Source organism: Nonomuraea aridisoli (genome assembly GCF_003236395.1).
Lineage (GTDB): Bacteria > Actinomycetota > Actinomycetes > Streptosporangiales > Streptosporangiaceae > Nonomuraea > Nonomuraea aridisoli.
Genome location: NZ_POUD01000202.1, coordinates 1 through 17,246, shown reverse-complemented (window position 1 = coordinate 17,246; position 17,246 = coordinate 1). Strand labels below are relative to the sequence as shown.

Annotated in this window: 13 protein-coding genes and 3 tRNA genes; 6 read left to right on the top strand and 10 right to left on the bottom strand. The window is 70.8% G+C overall.

All coding sequences use genetic code 11. The features are described from left to right. Nucleotides 1-129 precede the first annotated feature (129 nt). From C1J01_RS34270 to C1J01_RS50330, 3 genes are all read right to left on the bottom strand, one after another. The gene (locus C1J01_RS34270; protein ID WP_235854852.1) at nt 130-921 is read right to left on the bottom strand and encodes a D-alanyl-D-alanine carboxypeptidase family protein; all 792 of its coding nucleotides are present in this window, start codon (nt 919-921) and stop codon (nt 130-132) included. Between the two features lie 258 nt (nt 922-1,179). Further along, nucleotides 1,180-2,358, bottom strand: coding sequence for a glycosyltransferase family 4 protein (locus C1J01_RS34265; RefSeq protein ID WP_111183115.1), 1,179 nt, complete (start codon nt 2,356-2,358; stop codon nt 1,180-1,182). Beyond that, nucleotides 2,355-2,522: a hypothetical protein gene (locus tag C1J01_RS50330; protein ID WP_181449114.1), complete on the bottom strand. Its 168-nt coding sequence runs from the start codon at nt 2,520-2,522 to the stop codon at nt 2,355-2,357. Before C1J01_RS50330 ends, C1J01_RS34265 begins: the two co-directional genes overlap by 4 nt. A 110-nt stretch (nt 2,523-2,632) precedes the next feature. Here C1J01_RS50330 and C1J01_RS34260 point away from each other — a divergent pair, with 110 nt between their 5' ends. Then, complete coding sequence (locus tag C1J01_RS34260) at nt 2,633-3,331, top strand: DUF6348 family protein (RefSeq protein ID WP_111183114.1); 699 nt, start codon at nt 2,633-2,635, stop codon at nt 3,329-3,331. A gap of 308 nt (nt 3,332-3,639) precedes the next feature. Beyond that, nucleotides 3,640-4,650 (top strand): LacI family DNA-binding transcriptional regulator, encoded by a 1,011-nt coding sequence (locus C1J01_RS34255; RefSeq protein WP_438943163.1) that lies wholly within the window; start codon nt 3,640-3,642, stop codon nt 4,648-4,650. 40 nt (nt 4,651-4,690) lie between these two features. Here the strand turns inward: C1J01_RS34255 and arfA are convergent, their stop codons facing one another. After that, the gene (gene arfA, locus C1J01_RS34250; protein ID WP_111183112.1) at nt 4,691-6,181 is read right to left on the bottom strand and encodes an arabinosylfuranosidase ArfA; all 1,491 of its coding nucleotides are present in this window, start codon (nt 6,179-6,181) and stop codon (nt 4,691-4,693) included. A 294-nt stretch (nt 6,182-6,475) separates the two neighbouring features. Here arfA and C1J01_RS34245 point away from each other — a divergent pair, with 294 nt between their 5' ends. Genes C1J01_RS34245 through C1J01_RS34235 form a run of 3 tightly spaced genes read left to right on the top strand, consistent with a single transcriptional unit; the run spans nt 6,476 to nt 9,557 of the window. Next, nucleotides 6,476-7,807 (top strand): extracellular solute-binding protein, encoded by a 1,332-nt coding sequence (locus C1J01_RS34245; protein ID WP_111183111.1) that lies wholly within the window; start codon nt 6,476-6,478, stop codon nt 7,805-7,807. Next, nucleotides 7,804-8,727 (top strand): carbohydrate ABC transporter permease, encoded by a 924-nt coding sequence (locus C1J01_RS34240; RefSeq protein WP_235854851.1) that lies wholly within the window; start codon nt 7,804-7,806, stop codon nt 8,725-8,727. Before C1J01_RS34245 ends, C1J01_RS34240 begins: the two co-directional genes overlap by 4 nt. Continuing rightward, on the top strand, nt 8,724-9,557 hold the full coding sequence (locus C1J01_RS34235) for a carbohydrate ABC transporter permease (protein WP_111183109.1): 834 nt from the start codon (nt 8,724-8,726) through the stop codon (nt 9,555-9,557). The genes C1J01_RS34240 and C1J01_RS34235 overlap by 4 nt, the downstream gene beginning before the upstream one ends. Here C1J01_RS34235 and C1J01_RS34230 read toward each other — a convergent pair. The 5 genes from C1J01_RS34230 to C1J01_RS34210 all read right to left on the bottom strand — a co-directional run bounded on the left by C1J01_RS34230 (nt 9,517) and on the right by C1J01_RS34210 (nt 15,037). Then, the gene (locus C1J01_RS34230; RefSeq protein WP_111183108.1) at nt 9,517-13,956 is read right to left on the bottom strand and encodes an NACHT N-terminal helical domain 7-containing protein; all 4,440 of its coding nucleotides are present in this window, start codon (nt 13,954-13,956) and stop codon (nt 9,517-9,519) included. The genes C1J01_RS34235 and C1J01_RS34230 overlap by 41 nt on opposite strands. A 124-nt stretch (nt 13,957-14,080) precedes the next feature. Next, nucleotides 14,081-14,155, bottom strand: a tRNA-Val gene (locus C1J01_RS34225). A 1-nt stretch (nt 14,156) separates the two neighbouring features. Next, a tRNA-Cys gene (locus C1J01_RS34220) sits at nt 14,157-14,230 on the bottom strand. An 18-nt stretch (nt 14,231-14,248) separates the two neighbouring features. Next, a tRNA-Gly gene (locus C1J01_RS34215) sits at nt 14,249-14,320 on the bottom strand. Nucleotides 14,321-14,395: 75 nt separating this feature from the next. After that, nucleotides 14,396-15,037, bottom strand: coding sequence for an ACT domain-containing protein (locus C1J01_RS34210; protein ID WP_111183107.1), 642 nt, complete (start codon nt 15,035-15,037; stop codon nt 14,396-14,398). Between the two features lie 82 nt (nt 15,038-15,119). On the opposite strand from C1J01_RS34210, the gene dusB reads away from it, so the two are divergent. Continuing rightward, nucleotides 15,120-16,229 (top strand): tRNA dihydrouridine synthase DusB, encoded by a 1,110-nt coding sequence (gene dusB / locus C1J01_RS34205; RefSeq protein ID WP_268958762.1) that lies wholly within the window; start codon nt 15,120-15,122, stop codon nt 16,227-16,229. 21 nt (nt 16,230-16,250) lie between these two features. Here dusB and C1J01_RS34200 read toward each other — a convergent pair whose 3' ends face one another. Next, the gene (locus tag C1J01_RS34200) at nt 16,251-17,030 is read right to left on the bottom strand and encodes a phytanoyl-CoA dioxygenase family protein (RefSeq protein WP_111183106.1); all 780 of its coding nucleotides are present in this window, start codon (nt 17,028-17,030) and stop codon (nt 16,251-16,253) included. Nucleotides 17,031-17,246: the final 216 nt, after the last annotated feature.

Genomic DNA, 17,246 nt, shown 5'->3' with positions numbered 1-17,246 from the left:
ACCTGTTCCAACAGCGGAGCTCCTGTAGTGAGGATGTCTTGGAGTGACAGACCTCTTCTACAGCGGCTCCGCTGCTTCGTTCACCGGTCTTGACGAACCGCCTTCGTCCTTAACTGAACGGCGTTGGTGCTAGAGGTCCTGGCGGGCGGATGCACCCCACGACAACAGGTTCTCGGCCGTCGAGAAGCGCCGGCTGGAGACAGACTCGTCGAGCAGCACGCCGACCAGCAGCCGCCCGTTCGACTCGCCCGCGAACGCCAGGCAGTAGCCCGCCGCCCTGGTGAAGCCGGTCTTCAGTCCGATCGCGCCGGACGTGCCGAGCAGCCGGTTGGTGTTGCGCCAGCTGTACGAGCGGTGCCCGTCGCCGGCCGCCAGGCTGTGGTAGCGGGTGCCGGCGACCTCCTTGATCAGCGGCACCTGCAGCGCCTTGGCGGCCAGCACCGCCTGGTCCCTGGCGGTGGAGTAGCCGTCACTGCCGGGCATGGGCAGGCCGTCGGCGTTGACGTACTCGGTGTCGTTCATGCCGAGTTCGCGGGCCGTGGCGTTCATCTTGGCGACGAACCCGGGCACGCCGGGGCCGTACGTGCGGGCGAGGGCGTGGGCGGCGTCGGCGCCGGAGGGGAGCATGAGGCCGTAAAGGAGCTGGCCGACCGTGATGCGGTCGCCGGGGCGCAGGTTCGCGGTGGTGCCGCCGCCGTCCACGGCGTACTGCACGTCCTCCCGCTTGATCCGCACCACGTCGGTGGGCTTGGCGGTCTTCAGCACGACGTACGCCGTCATGGTCTTGGTCAGGCTGGCGATCGGCATCCGCTCGGTGCCGGCCTTCTCGAACAGCACATCGCCGGACGTGGCGTCCATCAGGTACGCGGCCTTGCCGTACACGGCGGGGGCGTCGGTCGCGGACTGCGGAGCGGCGGTCAAGGCAGCGGCGGTCAAGGGAGCGGCGGTCGCCTGTGCATACGCGGGTGCCGTGAGCCCCGTGACGAGAGCGAGGGCGCCTGCCGCGGCGGTCATGAAAGCTTTCCGATTACGCATGCGCTTCAGAGTGCCGCGCATCTTGGGAAGATGTTGGCGAAATGTACGAAATGTCCTGACTCGTACCTTCAGAAACCCCGACAGAACAGGCAAAACGGAAAAGGTAAATCTTTTAGCGAAATATGCCGGAAAACTGGTTAGTAGTCAGCTTGTGTGCCACAAGTCACGCGAAACACGTCGATCACGCGACAAATCAGCGAACAACCGCTCCCACAGCGGCATCACGCGTTCCGCGGCGTAGAGCTTCGCCGTCTCGGCCGCCGCCGCCCCCATGCGCACCCGCAGCTCCCGGTCGGCGATGACCCGCTTGAGCGCCGCCGCCAGCCCGTCCACGTCGCCGGGCGGCACGAGCACACCGTCCACGCCGTCGGTCAGCACGTCACCGGGCCCCGTCGGGCAGTCGAACGCCACCACGGGCAGCGCGTGCGCCATCGCCTCGATCATCACCATGGGCAGCCCCTCGAACCGGGAGCTCAGCGCGTACACCGACGCCCCGGCCATCTCCTGCTCCAGCCGCCGGGTGCGGCCGGGCAACTCCACGTGCCGGCGCAGCCCGTACCGCTCGACCAGCCCGGCCAGCTCGCCCCGGCGCGGGCCGGTGCCGAAGACGCGCAGCCGCCACTCCGGATGCTCGGCCACCACCTGCGCGAACGCCCTGATGAGCAGGTCGAACCCCTTCTGCGGCACCAGCCGCCCGGCCGCGACGACCACGGGGTTCACCTGCCGCGAGCGCCCGCCCCGGGTGCGCGGGACGGCGTTCGGGATGTGCACGACCGGCGTGCCGGGCAGCAGCCGCTCGTACTCCGCCTGGTTGCCGCGCGTCAGCACCGTGACCGCGTCGAACCGGCCGTAGTGACGGGCGATCTCCCCGCGGATGGTCTCCGGGTACGCCGACAGGTTCATGTGCTCCTGGGCCACCCTGATGACCGACGCCGGCGCACGGCGGGCGGAGATCAGGTTCAGCGCCGGCCGGGTGGTCACCAGGATGCCGTCGCGCAGCCCCGAGACGTAGCGCATCGTGGCCCGCTCCACCCGCTCGGTGAAGTAGCCCGCCGCGAACTCGCCCTTCGGCACGACCTTCCCGCGCATCCTGCGCCACGCCCGGCGGGCGACGGAGTCGGGCCGCCGCCCGCCGCGCTCGTCCACCAGCGTGCTCAGCGTGACGCGGGGGTCGGGCGCGAACGCGGGCTCGTCGCGCCGCCGTACCACGCTGACCAGCTCGACGTCGTGCCCGGCGGCGGCCATCGCGCCCGCCTGCTCGATCACCGTACGGATGGTGCCGCCCGTCCCGTACGCGTGCAGCAGCAGGTAACGGATCTTCACGTGAGGTACCCCCACGTGCGGCACATGGGCTTGAGCGGCTCCGGGCCCTCGTCCGGTTCGCCGCCGCGCACCGGCTCGCGGTCCCACGGCGCCGAGCGGGCGTTCACCCGCGCGATCCGGAACCCGGTGAACCTGCCCTTGTCCGCCCTCCACTGCCCGCTCATGCAGAGGCAGGTACCCGGCGTTCCCCGGCGTCACCCGCCGAGGTCAACGCCGCGATGATCAAGCTCGGCTAGTCTGGCCGATGGCGGCCATCCGATCAAGGAGTGGGAGCATGGACGGTCAGCGGCTCGCGGACGACGTGGTGCTCGGCATGGTCGCCGAACGCCTCAGCGCGGCCATGGGCAGGCACTGGGAGGTCCGCGACGGCCTGGCCAAGGGCCCGGGCACGCTCGCGGTGCTGCTCGGCGCCGACCACACCGGCCACCCGGCCCACCTCGACCTCGACTTCGTGCTCGATGTCGGACGCGCCGCCGAGACCACGATCAGCGACTGCGCCTCCGGGTACGGCGCCACCGTCGAGGAGGCCGTCGGCCGGGCCGTCACCTCATGGCTCGACACCACCGGCAGCGCGCTGCTCGAACTCCTCCTCCAGGACGGCACGCACGCCGCCCACTTCGCCCCCGGCGACCCCGGCGGCCTCCCCGGCTGGCACGCGATCCACGGCGGCATCACCGGCTGGGGCACCGGCGACCGGCACGACGCCGTGCAGCGCTGGGCCGTCCAGCACGTGCTGCTGCCGCACCTCGCCCCGGCGCTGAAGGACGCGTTCGGCCGGGAGCACCTGATCGGCGTCAAGGCGTTCTTCGGCGGCGGGGAGGGCGGCGAGACGGCCGAGGTCCGGGTCGCCGGCGCCTACCACGAGGCCGCCTCCCACGCCCTGGCCGCCCTCGACTGGCCCCGCCCGGCCGAGGGCGTCTCCTACGCCCGCACGTTCATCCTCCTCATCCACCCGGGCGAGAGCGACGCATGACGCTGATCGTCCAGCGGATCAGGATCCGCTGGTACAAGAGCGCCCGCGGCGCCGAGGCCGCGGCCCCCCCGCCGTGCCGTCACCTGCGGCGGCTACAGCGACTGGTACTACGAGCAGTGGACCGTCAACATCGCCTACCGGCCGTGGGAGGCGGAGCTGTTCCTGACCGCGGACGTCCAGCACGACGCGGACGAACGAGTCTCCCTGTACGGCGCCGCGACCCACCGCGCACACAGGGGCCGGCGTTAATGCCCGAGCGCTTGGTCCGAGGTCCTGTTAGCGTTTCCGCTGAGGGGGGTGAGCGCGCGGTGAAACCGAGAACCGGCCGGCCTGCGGTGCTCATGGACGTCGCCGCTCGCGCCGGCGTCTCCACCATGACCGTCTCCCGGGTGCTCAACGCGCCCGACCTCGTACGCGCCGAGACCAGGGCCCGGGTGCTGGCCGCCGTGCGCGAGCTCGACTACCGGCCCAACCAGGCCGCCCGCCAGCTCGTCACCGGCCGCTCCGGCGTGCTCGGCGTGGTCAGCATCGACACCACGCTCTACGGCCCGGCGACCATGCTCTACTGCATCGAGCAGGCCGCCCGGCAGGCCGGTTACAACGTCAGCATCGTCAGCCTCGGCTCGCTCAACCGCCGTTCGATGGAGGAGGGCGTGCAGCGGCTGCGCACGCAGGCGGTCGACGGGGTGATCATCGTCGCGCCGCACGAGTCGGCCGCCGACGGGCTGCGCCACCTGCCGCCCGAGATGCCGGTCGTCGCCGTCGACGCCGGCGACGACATCCCGGTGCCGGTGGCCAAGGTCGACCAGCGCGCGGGCGCGGCCCTCGTCACCCGCCACCTGCTCGACCTCGGCCACGAGAGCGTCCTGCACGTCGCGGGGCCGGCCGACTGGCTCGACGCCAACGGCCGCATCGACGGCTGGCGCGGCGTCCTGGAGGCCGCCGGCCGGCCGGTGCCCGAGGTGCTGCGCGGCGACTGGAGCTCGCGCTCCGGCTACGAGCTGGGCCGCCGCCTGGCCGGGGACCCCGGTGTCACGGCCGTGTTCGCGGCCAACGACCAGATGGCGCTCGGCGTGCTGCGCGCGCTGCGCGAGGCGGGCCGGCGGGTGCCCGAGGACGTCAGCGTGGCGGGGTTCGACGACGTCCCCGAGTCCGCCTACTTCTGGCCGCCGCTGACGACCGTCCGGCAGGACTTCCGCGAGGTCGGCCGGCACGCCTTCCGGCTGCTGCTGGACCGGATGGCGGGCGCCGAGCCGCAGGCCCGCGTCCTGGTCGAGCCGGAGCTCGTCGTCCGCGAGAGCACCACCAGCCCCGCCTGACCAGCGCTACCCGTCAGGCGGGGCGAGGCCGGCGGTGCCGTCAGGCGAGCCGGATCACGTTCCAGGAGACCGGGGGCAGCAGGACGCGCAGCGGATCGGCCTCGACGTCGGGGTTCGCCCGGGGCGCGATTCTATCGGGCTCGTCGGCGCTGTTGCGGGCGTAGACGTCGGGGTCGGTCAGCGTGGTGGCCTCGACCACGCGCACGCCGCCTAGCGCCCGCGCGTCGATCTCCAGCGACACCGCCCGGTCCGCCGAGCGGTTCACCGCGAACACCGTCGTGCCGTCCTCGCCGTGCGTGGCCACCGCGTCCATCACCGGCACCTCGCCGTACGCCTTCGTCTCGTACGCCGGCGCGACCGGCTCGACCCGCAGCACGTCGCCGGCCGCGTGCCGGGACGCCTGCGCGAACGGGTGGAACGTGGTCTGCCGCCACACCCGCCCGCCCGGCTCCGTCATGATCGGCGCGATCACGTTCACCAGCTGGGCCAGGCACGCGGCGGTCACCCGGTCGCTGTTGCGCAGCAGCGTGATCAGCAGCCCGCCGAAGGCCACCGCGTCGGCCAGGTGGTACTGGTCCTCCAGCAGCCGCGGCGCGACCGGCCAGTCCGTCAGCGGCTCGGCGTCCCGGTTGCGCGTCTGGTACCAGATGTTCCACTCGTCGAAGGAGATGTCGATCCGCTTGCGCGACTTCAGCCTGGCCCCGACGGAGTCGGCGGTGGCCACGACCGAGCGGATGAAGTACTCCATGTCGGTCGAGCAGGCCAGGAAGCTGCCGAGGTCGCCGTCGTGCTCCTGGTAGTAGGCGTGGCAGGAGACGTAGTCGACCACGTCGTACGCCTCCTCCAGCACCGTGGCCTCCCACGCGCCGAAGGTCGGCATGCCGGAGCCGGAGCTGCCACAGGCGACCAGCTCCAGCGTGGGGTCGATCGTGCGCATGGCGCGGGCGGTCTCGGCGGCCAGCCGGCCGTACTCGTGGGCGGTCTTGTGGCCGGTCTGCCAGGGGCCGTCCAGCTCGTTGCCCAGGCACCACATGCGGATGCCGTGCGGCTCCTTCGAGCCGTTGGCGACGCGCAGGTCGGACAGCGCGGTGCCGGACGGGTGGTTGCAGTATTCGAGCAGGTCGAGGGCCTCGGCGATGCCGCGCGTGCCGAGGTTGACGGCCATCATGGGCTCGACGCCGGCCTTGCGGCACCAGCGGACGAACTCGTCGACGCCGACCTCGTTCGTCTCCGTGCTGTGCCAGGCGAGGTCGAGCCGGCGGGGCCGCTGGGCGACCGGGCCGATGCCGTCCTCCCACCGGTATCCGGAGACGAAGTTGCCGCCCGGGTAGCGGACGACGGACACGCCGAGCTCCCTGGTGAGGTCGAGCACATCACGGCGGAAGCCGTCGTCGTCGGCCGTCGGGTGGCCCGGCTCGTGGATGCCGGTGTAGACGCAGCGGCCGAGGTGCTCGACGAACGTGCCGAAGGTGCGCCGGCGTACCGGTGCGATCGTGAACGCGGGATCGAGCGTGAGCTTGGCCTGGTGCACGAGGCGACTCCTGGTCTGGCGGGGGCGTGAACCAGATTGTTAGCGTTATCACCCGTACCGGTCAAGGGGTGTGCGGTCACAGCCCCGGGGACCCTTGACAGCCGGTGTGTTACCGCTAACACTCGGGTAACCCCGGCGAAACACCCGGGCTCCGAGCGGCGCGTCCGCGATCCGGACGTGCGCCCCCGTCGGCCGTCGCGCCGCAGCGACAGGCCGTCTCCACACCTGCCCCGCAACCCTCTGACGTTAGCGAGAACTTGGCCAAGCGATAGCTCGGTAAAGGAAGAGGCCCCCGTGCACGGTCCCCCCGACATCTCCCGCCGGCACCTCCTCGGCGGCAGCCTCGCCCTGCTCGGCGCCGCCGCCACGGGCTGCGCCCTCCCCGTCGGGCTCGGCTCCTCACAGACCCGCGTCCAGTACTGGCATTTCCTGGGCGCCAGCGACGGCCTCGTCATGAAGGAGATGGTGGGGGCGTTCGCCCGCGCCAACCCCGACGTCTTCGTCGAGGAGAACGTGCTCGCCTGGGGCGAGCCGTACTACACGAAGATCGCGATGGCCGGCTCCGGCGGGCGCTCGCCCGATCTGGCCACCTTCCACCTGGCCCGGCTCGCCGGGATCGGCGCCGGCCAGATCCTCGACCCGATCGACGTGGCTCTCCTGGAGGAGGCCGGCCTGCGGGGCGCCGACTTCAGCCCGCCCATCTGGGAGCGGGCCCACATCGACGGCGTCCTGTACGCCATCCCGTTCGACGCCCACCCGATGGTGCAGTACTACAACACCGACATCTGCGGCAGGGCCGGGCTGCTCGGCCCGGACGGCAAGCTGCGCCCCACCACCGGCGTCGACGAGCTGATCGCCATGCTGAACGAGGCCAAGCAGGTCATGGGCGGCCGCCCGCCGCTCGCCTTCGACGCGCTCGGCCTCGGCACCGTCGGCCCCTGGCGCGTGTGGTGGTCGCTCTACCCGCAGAGCGGCGGCACCCTGCTGTCGGAGGACGGCACCCGGATCGCCATCGACGACGCCAAGGCGCTGGAGGCGCTGCGGCTCATGGCCCGGCTCGGGCAGGAGGGGCTGTGCGACTGGCGCACCGACTACGGCTCCTCCGTCGCCAACTTCACCAACGGCCAGGCGGCGTTCCTGTGGAACGGCGACTGGGAGATCGCCGGCCTGAAGGAACGCGGGACGCCGTTCAGCATGACGCGCTTCCCCAGCGTCTTCGGCGGCCACCAGGCGCAGGCCGACTGCCACGCGTTCGTGCTGCCGCACCAGCGTGACCGTGACCCCGAGGTCGAGCGGGCCACGTACCGGTTCATCGCCCACATCGTGAAGAACAGCGCCGACTGGGCCGTGGCCGGGCACGTGCCCGCGTACCTGCCGGCGCTGGAGCGGCCGGAGTACCTGGCGCTGCAGCCGCAGTCGGAGTACCGCTCGGTCATCACCGACGTCGCGCTCGACCCGCAGGTGTGGTTCGCCGGGTCGGCCTCGCGGCTGTGGATCGATTTCGGCGAGGCGTTCTCCCCGGTGATCAGCGGCGAGCGCACGCCGGAAGAAGGGCTGGCCGCCGCCAAGGCGTCGCTCACCCGGCTGCTGTCGGCCCCGAACCCCTTCCCCGACGAGGAGCGATGATGACCACCACCGTCGCGGCCCCCGTGACCGCCGCCCCCGTCACCAAGGCCAAGGTCCGGCGCGGCTGGACCCAGCACGGGCTGCTGTTCGTGGCGCCCTTCCTCATCGTCTACGCGGTCTTCCTGATCTGGCCGACCCTGCTCGGCCTGCAGATGAGCTTCTCCAGCGTCAACATCGCCGGCGGCAACGACCGGTTCGTCGGGTTCGACAACTACGCCGAGGCCTTCTCCGACCCGCGCATGTGGCGCTCGTTGTGGAACACGCTGGTCTTCACCGTGCTCAGCACGATCCCGCTGGTCTTCCTCGGCCTGGTGTTCGCGCTGCTGGTGCACAACCTGCGCTTCATGCAGTGGTTGTGGCGGCTGTCGTTCTTCGGGCCGTTCCTGCTGCCGTCGGCCGTGGTGTCGCTCCTGTGGCTGCAGATGATCTACCCGCCCGACTTCGGCCTGCTGAACGGCACGCTCGGCACCGACATCCTGTGGCTCGGTGACCCCTCGGTGGCCATGTGGTCGGTGGTGCTGACCACGGTCTGGTGGACGGTCGGCTTCAACTTCCTGCTCTACCTCGCCGCCCTGCAGTCCATCCCCCAGCATCTGTACGAGGCCGCCGCCATCGACGGCGCCACCGCCTGGGACAAACTGCGCTCGATCACCCTGCCGCTGCTGCGCCGCACCACCGCGCTCATCGTGGTGCTGCAGCTCGTCGCCTCGCTGAAGGTCTTCGACCAGATCTACCTGATGACCGGCGGCGGCCCCGAGGACTCCACCCGCCCGATCATCGAGTACGCCTACGACGTCGGCTTCACCGGTTACCGCATCGGCTACGCCTCGGCCGTGTCGTACATCCTGTTCGTCCTCATCGTCATCGTGTCCCTGGCGCAGCTCCGGCTGTTCCGCAAGCGTGAGGAGGTCACGTCGTGACCAAGCGGTTCAGCTTCGGCCAGCTCGTCCTGCTCGTGGTGACGCTGGCGCTGGCGGTCATCTGGCTCGCGCCGCTGGCCTGGGCGGTGGCGACGTCGCTCAAGCCCGAGGCGGAGACCACCAAGATCCCGCTGGAGTGGTTCGGCAGCGAGATCACCTTCGACGCGTACGCGCTGGTCCTGGGCACCGGCGGCATCGTCAAGTGGGCGATCAACTCGACCGTCACGGCCCTCGTGGTGACGTTCATGACCGTGCTGTTCTCGGCGATGGCCGCGTACGGGTTCGCGCGCACGCAGTTCAGGGGCCAGCGGGCGCTGCTCGGGCTCGTCCTGGCCGGGATCATGGTGCCGCCGCAGGTGCTGATCGCGCCGCTGTTCGCCGAGATGGTGTCGTTCGGCCTGGTGGACACCTGGTGGGCGATCATCCTGCCGCAGGTGGCCGCGCCGCTGATCGTCTACATCCTGTTCAAGTTCTTCCAGGACGTGCCGGCCGAGCTGGAGCAGGCGGCGTTCGTGGACGGCGCCGGCCGCTGGCGGGTGTTCTTCCAGATCGTGCTGCCGCTGTCGCGGCCGGTGCTGGGGGCGGTGTCGATCTTCACGTTCATCAACACGTGGAACAACTTCCTGTGGCCGTTCCTCGTCTCCACCGACCCGAACACGATGACCCTGCCGGTGGGCCTGGCCAACGTCGTGCAGGGCACCTTCGGCCTGCGTTACGCGCAGATCATGGCCTCGGTGGTGCTGGCCGGCCTGCCGCTGCTGGTGGTGTTCGTGCTCTTCCAGCGCCAGATCATCCGCGGCGTCGCCCACACGGGCCTCGCCGGTCAGTGATCGGGGCGGTCGGGCTTCCCGCAGTGACGCGATCGGGAAGCCGGCCACCCGTCGCCTCCTGGTACGCCGCCTCCACCGCTTCCCGCCGGCGTAGCCACGCCGGCCGCAGGGCGTCGTACGCGGCGATCACGAGCGTCTCACGGTCCTCGGCGTATTCGACCGCCTTGACCAGGAGACGCACGGCGTCCTGAGGCCGGCCCTCCGTCGCGACACGGCGGCCAGCCATGATCAGGGAGTCCACTTCCCACCAGGAGACGATCGCCTCCGTGCGGGTCCGTAGGTCCTCGCAACAGGCGAGCGCGTCCTCGGCCACCGCGCTCGCCTCCTGATGCCGCCCCTGAACCACGAGCGTCTCCATGCGCGAGAGCAGCGCCTGCGTCAGGTTCCTGCCGGAGTTGTCGCCGCTCTCCGCGCGCAGCAGATCGATGGATTCGCCGGCGGCCGTCAGCGCCCGGTCGAGGTCGCGTAGCCCGATGAAGACGTTGCACAGGGCGTTGAGCGCCCTGGCGAGCTGGGTACGCCACTGGGCCGGTTGGGCATCGTCCAGGGCACGGAAGAGGGAGACGCTTTCCTGTGCGGCGGGCAGGGCCCGCTCCGGCTGCCCGGCGAGGTAGAGGACCTCTGCCAAAGTGGTCATGCAGTCGCCCAGACGGTTCGTGGGGATGTCCGGATCCTTGCGGCACCGTGCTATGGCTTCCAGAGACGCGGCTTCGGCCTCGTCGTGGAGCCCCAGCCTGCTGAGATCGAAGGCGACATTGTCCAGTGACCAGATCAGCTCACGCCGCCATCGGGGCATGTCCTGCTGTTCCAGCGTTCTCACGATGGACAACGACTCCCGGCTCGCGGCCAGCGCCCCCTGGAGATCGCCCCGATACGACAGGCTGTACGACAGGTCGTCGAGCGCGTCCTTGAGGGACGGCAGCCACCCGTCCGGGTCGTCCGCCGCCAGCCCTCTGTACAGGTCGACGGACTCCCGTTCGACCGAGATCGCCTCTTCCTGGTGGTTCAGGGCTTCGGCCAGGGTCTTGAGGCAGACCGCGAGAACCCGTCGCCGGGTGACGGGATCGGCTTGCGGCAAGCCCCTGGCCACGGCGACGGACTCGCGGGCGGCGCGCACCGCCTCGGCGCGGTTCTTCACCGCCAGATGACGAGTGGCGAGCGTGCGGAGTGCCTCCGCCAGCCGTGGCAGCGTCGTGGCGTCGTCCGCGGCCACGGTCCGGTAGAGGATGACGGCCTCCTCGACCGTGCGCAGCGCACTCTGCTGTTCGCCCTGTCCGACGTACTCGCGTGACAGGGCCAGCAAGGCCTCGGCCAGTTCCGGACGGCAGAGCGCCGGATCGGCCCCGGCCACTCTCCGGTACAGGGACACGGCCTTCTCGACGGCGGTGCGCGCGTGCGCGTCGTGCCCGTCCTCGGCGAGGTCGTCGTGGAGTTCGCGCAGGCCGCTCGCGAGAACCGGCGTCCACTCCGGTACCGGCCCGGCCCGATCGGGCGCGATGACCTCGCCGTCGATCAGGTCCAGCACGGCGGCAAGACAACGCAGCCGCGTGGCCGTGGGGATGAGGTCGTTCGCCCGTCCCAGCATCCGGAACGCCCGCTCGTACAGGCCGGTCGGATCGCCCGGAGCCGTGTAGCGGTCCATGAGGATCTCCAGCATGATCCGTCCTGGCGAGAGCTGGGAGCGTTTCGTGCCGGTCAGGTACGACCAGGCGTCGAAGGACTCCTCGAACGCGTCGATCGTCGGTTCGGCGGCATGGGCGAGGGCGTCCGTCGTGGGGCCGCAGAGGAAGTGCGCGACCCGCAACGACCCCTCGCCCAGGTGCCATTGCCGGTCCTGGCGGGTGCTCAGCCACGCGAAGTCGAAGCCGCCGACCCGCGCGGGCTCGGACGCGTCCGTCAGGCGGATGCGCAGATCGGGTGCGTCGCCGTCGTTCCAGATCCGGTCCGCCTGGACCTTGTCGGTCAGGCTCGCCAGCGCGTCCCCGCTGATCCGCGACTCCCACAGGGCGGTGAGAGAACGCCACGGGATCCGGGGATGCCCGCCACCGGGGAACAGCTCGCTGCCGAGCACGCCGCCTTCGACGAGGGCGGCCAGGATCACGAGGTTCGCGGTGTAGTACGCGTGCCGCGTGATGAACGTGGACTGGCCGCTCAGATAGCCGGAATAGCTCTGGTCCGTACGGGACTCCGCTCCCTGCGCCAGCCTGATCAGCAGGTCCTTCACCTGCGCGGTGTCGAGGGAGGAGAACAACTCGGCGAGGAAGTCGAGGATGGCGGTGCGTTCGGTGAGGAGCGCGAAGGACAGCAGCGCGTAGAGCAGGCCGTCCTCGATCCCCGGACGGGCGAAGTAAGGCCCCGCCGAAGCCGCCGTCCAGCGGCCCACCACCCTGCCGAGCTCGTCGCGCAGGAGCCGCGCCACAAGATACTCGCCGAACGTCGCATGCAGGAACTCGTACGTCTGCAGCGTCACGCCGTCCTGCACGGCGTCGGAGCGGTGCACGAAGAAGAACCGGCCGATCACCCGGTCGGCGCCGGACAGCGGGCTCTGGAAAGTGCCCGTCTGCGCCGCCGGGGTCACCGTGAGATTCGCGAGGTCGTCGTTGAGCTCGGCCGCGGAGATGCGCTGGCGGCCCCGGCTGAACATGCCGAACGCCGCCACCGCGAGCCGGTAGAGCTCGATCTCGATCTCCTGGCTCAGCTTCTCCTTGTCCAGGCCGGGCACGTGCTTGCGGACCTCCCGCTCAGCGAACAGCAGGAGGAGACGTTCGTACAGGTCGGCGTGGCTGAGGCCTTCGTCGCCGTGCTGGAGCGCGTTGGCGTCGGCGTCGTACAGCGCGAGCATGAGGAGCAACAGCGGCTGGGCGGCGAGGTCGGGGTGGCGCAGGGCGGCGTCGGGAGAGAGCGGCCGGCGTCCGCACTCGGCGAAGTACGCCTGGTTGGCACGGTTCCACACCTCCAGCCACTGGGCGACCTGGCCGTCGTCGAACGGTTCGAGACGCACGGCCAGGCACCCCTCGGGGAAGCGCATCCTGTCGGCGACCGCGGTCCGCGTCGTGACGAGGACCGCGGCGGAGCGGCCCAGGTCGGTCTCGCTCTGCTGGAACTCGATGATCTGCCGCAGGTAGTCGGAGCGATGGACGCCGGTCGCCTGCAACAGCTCGTCCAGGCCGTCCAGCATGATCACCGGAAGTGCGCCGCCGGCCGTGCGCACCAGCTCAGGCCAGCTCAGGCGTTCCCCGGTGGCCTGGTGGATCGCGGCTTCGATCTGCTCGCGGAGTGTGCCGTCGGCGGGCACCTCCCGCAGCGGGACGCGCACGGGCAGGAAGTCTCCGGCGAGCAGCCGACCGGCCAGGATCTTCGTCAGCACGGACTTCCCGGCACCCGGCTGGCCGAGCAGGACGAGAGGCGTGGTGTGGGCCTCCGGCGAGGTGAGGTAGCGGCTCAGGAAGGTGACGATGTCGGAGCGGGGCTCGACCTCCTCCCACCACGACTCGCCGCTGACGTTCGAAGCGCCGGTGACCTCCGCGACGCGGAAACCCGGATTGACGTACGCGTCCGCCAGCGAGGGCAGCCGCATGCCAGGAGGGGCGTCCCCCGTCTCGGCGATCGGGCGTTCCAGGATCTTACGGTTGCGCAGCATCAGGGCCGCGGCGTGCTGAGGCGGCCCGGTCCGGGCGGCCACGTCGGCGAGCACCCGCTCCAGGTCCGCCAGGCCGGTGGCCACGGACACGCTTTCGATCGTGTCCAGCCACAGCCTGAACTCGGGGACGTCGAGGGCGAGTCGCCGGTACAGCTCCTCGTACGTGCGGACGGCCAGCCCGGGCAACGTTCCGGTCAGCGCGGCCGTGGCCCGTCGCCATTCGGTGGTGTCGTAACGGTCGTGAACCGCGAGCCCGGTGGCGAACTTGGCCAGCGCCTCCGCGAGGTCACCGTAGTAGTCGCCGAGCGAGTCGAGCGTGTCCTTCAGAGAACGGTGCGCACGCAGGCCGGCGGGCTGCGCGTCGAGCAGCTTGGTCACGAAGTCGCCCCCCTGGTGCGGCGCGCCGGCCAGGCCCATCTGCTCGTCCCTGGTGAGGCGCAGTTCCTGGGGCTTCCACGGCAGCGGCACCTCGTCCAGGGCCTGGAAGAACGCGGCGATCACGATGACGGCGTGTGCCGCCTCCAAGCGGGTGGTCCGGTCATGGCGGCCCAGGCCGGAGAGCTGGTCGTGCAGGCGGTTGACGGAATCGTTCGCCAGCCGGACGGCTTCGTCCTTCAGGTCGAACAGCGACAACACACCACCGACGGGCGTGGCCTCCAGCACCGCACCGGTCAGCAGCCTGGTGACCTTGCTCTCGCCGCCCAGCAGGCGGACCGCGTCGGAGTAGCTGATCGCCTTACGCACATCGGACTCCCGCATGCCGGATGGTCTCGGTCATCTGCGTAACAGAGGTGCGAGGGGTTCCGCAATCCACTGCTCGCGGGGTCGCCGGCGGCCACGGGGACAACACGAAGCCCCGGCCGATGGGCCGGGGCTTCGTGAGTGGTGGACGATACTGGGATTGAACCAGTGACCTCTTCCGTGTCAGGGAAGCGCTCTCCCGCTGAGCTAATCGTCCTTGGAGGTGGCGACGGGATTTGAACCCGTGTGGACGGCTTTGCAGGCCGCTGCCTCGCCTCTCGGCCACGCCACCGAGTCACATCCCACTCCGAGCGGAAGACGGGATTCGAACCCGCGACCCTCACCTTGGCAAGGTGATGCTCTACCCCTGAGCCACTTCCGCGCTGTTGCGTGCCCTACTCTAGCGGGTTTTTCGACCGGATGCTTACCGCACGGCCACGCGAGGGTGACGAGCCGCCTACTTGCGCAGCTGGCGGGCCACGCTGCGCTCGGTCGCGGGGAGGCTCAGGAAGATCTCGAGGATGCGGGTGAGGCGGTGGACCTCGATGCGGTGGAACGCCGGCCCCTCCGAACGGGCCAGCAGCAGCGTCAGGGCCAGCGGCGGCAGCGGCGCGTGGATCAGGTGGAGGCCGTCGTCGAGCGTCATGGCCAGCGGCCGGGACGGCACCGCGCCGGGGATGGCGATCTCCCGCGGGGCGCGCCAGCTGGCGTACACGACGCGGGAGCCCGCGGTGGTGGTGGTCGCGGCCCAGTCGGCGCTGAACAGGACCGGCAGCGAGTCGACCAGCGTGGTCAGCGCCCGGTCGCCGGCCGTGGTGATGTATTTGAGGATCTCCAGCTCCGGGTAGGTGCCGGGCGCCTCGCGGGTGGTCCAGATGCCTTCGACCGTGACCTCCTCGACGCTCTGCAGGCTCTTGAGCAGGGCCTCGCGCGGGGTGCTCTCCGGGCAGAAGACCGTGATGTCGTCCACCGCCCTGCCGTCGCCCCGGTCGAGAACGGTCACCTGGGTGATGTCGGCTCCCGCCGCCCCCAGGACCTTGGTGACCTGCGCCAGCGACCCCGGTCTGTCGGGCAGCGCCACGCGAACGCGAAGAAGCATCCGTCCCCTCCCGTGATGATGCCGTCTCCCAGCCTATCTGCGGAATACCGGTTCCCGGCTGACCTGCGCTACAACTGGGCGGGTGAAGATTGGGCCGATTGAGGTATGGCCGCCCGTGGTGCTCGCGCCCATGGCGGGCATCACGAACGCGCCGTTCCGGGTGTTGTGCCGGGAGCAGGGCGCGGGCTTGTTCGTCTGCGAGATGATCACCACGCGGGCGCTCGTCGAGCGCAACGCCAAGACGATGCGGATGATCAGGTTCGCCGAGTCCGAACGACCCCGCAGCATCCAGCTGTACGGCGTCGATCCCGACGTCGTGGGCCGGGCGGTCCGGATGATCGTCGAGGAGGACCTCGCCGACCACATCGACCTCAACTTCGGCTGCCCCGTGCCCAAGGTGACGCGGCGCGGGGGCGGCTCGGCGCTGCCGTACAAGCGCAATCTGCTGCGGCGCATCCTGCGGGCGGCGGTGGCGAACGCGGGGCCGCTGCCCGTGACGATCAAGATGCGCAAGGGCATCGACGACGACCACCTGACCTACCTCGACGCCGGGCGGATCGCGGCCGAGGAGGGGGTCGCCGCCGTCGCGCTGCACGCGCGCACGGCGCGGCAGCACTACGGCGGCGTCGCCGACTGGGAGGCCATCGCCCGGCTGAAGGAGGCCGTGCAGGAGATCCCGGTGCTGGGCAACGGCGACATCTGGTGCGCCGACGACGCCGTCCGGATGGTGCGGCAGACCGGGTGCGACGGGGTCGTGGTCGGGCGCGGGTGCCTGGGGCGGCCGTGGTTGTTCCGCGATCTGGAGAACGCGTTCAACGGCAGCCCCGAGCGGGCCCGGCCGACGCTCGGCGAGGTCGCCGACGTGATGTTCCGGCACGCCGAGGGGCTGACCGACTGCTTCGACGCGGAGAAGTCCGCCATTTCCGACTTCCGGAAGCACGTCGGGTGGTATCTGAAGGGGTTCACGGTCGGGAGCGAGCTGCGGCGTGAGCTGGCCACGGCCGACTCGCTCGACGGGCTGCGGGCTGGGCTCGACAAGCTGGAACGCGACCAGCCGTGGCCGCCGAACACCGACACGCCGCGCGGCAAGTCGGGCGAACGCGCCAAGGTGCTCCTGCCCGAGGGGTGGCTGGACGACCCGTGGGACTGCGGGGTCCCCCAGGACGCGGAGTCGGACGTCTCGGGCGGCTGACCGCCCTCGCAGGCCGGCCGCTCAGTGCGGACCGGTGACCTCCGTGCCGCAGGGGCCGCCGCCGATCGCCGGCTCCAGGCGTACGGGTTCGCCGGTCATCGTGAGGGTCGGGTAGTACTCCGCGATGCGCTCAGCCGAGCGGCCCGCGTAGTGACAGATGAAGCTGCGGCGGAAGCGGTCGGCCGTGGTGTTCGGCTCCGAGCCGTGCACCAGGCTGCCGTTGAAGAACAGCACGTCGCCGGGGTCCAAGTCCACGGGGACGCGGTCGAGGCCGGGCGGCGGAGGCACGTACTCGCGGGTGAACGAGGCATCCTGGTCAGCCTCCTCGGGGCAGAACAAATCCATCAGGTGCGTGCCGGGCACGACCTCCAGGCCGCCGTTGGCGCGGTCGACCCGGTCGAGCGCCACCCAGGCGGCCACACACGTGCCCGGCTCGACCCGGAGGTAGAAGTTGTCCTGGTGCAGCGCCTGGCCCCTGGCACCCGGCGGCTTGAAGTAGAACATGCTCTGGGCTGCTATCGGCTCCTCGCCCAGCAGGTCGTGCAGGATGGCGGCGATCCGGGCGTCCAGCAGGTAGCGCAGGGCCACGTCGCTGACCTGGTGGGGGTGCATGACGCGCGGATACTCGCGCAGCACGTCGTACGGCCGGCCGGGTTCCTGCGGCCTCGGCGTGAAGTGGCCGGGGATCGGGCCCGCCGCGTGGATCGCCATGAACGTGTCGCGCAGCTCGGCCACCTCCCCGGGGCCGAGCAGACCGGGCACGAGCGTGTACCCCTGATCGTGGAAATCGGTGAGCGTCATGGCTCTCACGCTAGGCAGCCGGTCCATGCGACGGTATGCCTGTGACCGCTGAGGACCTGTCCGTTCCTGCTGCCGAGGTGATGATCCTCGGCCACTACGACAAGCCGGCCGGTTACGCCACGCGCCGGTCGTACGGCTCGCCCAGCTGGCTGCTGATGTGGACCGAGGCCGGGGCCGGGCGGGTGGCGCAGGGCGGCGCGTCGTTCGAGGTGGGGC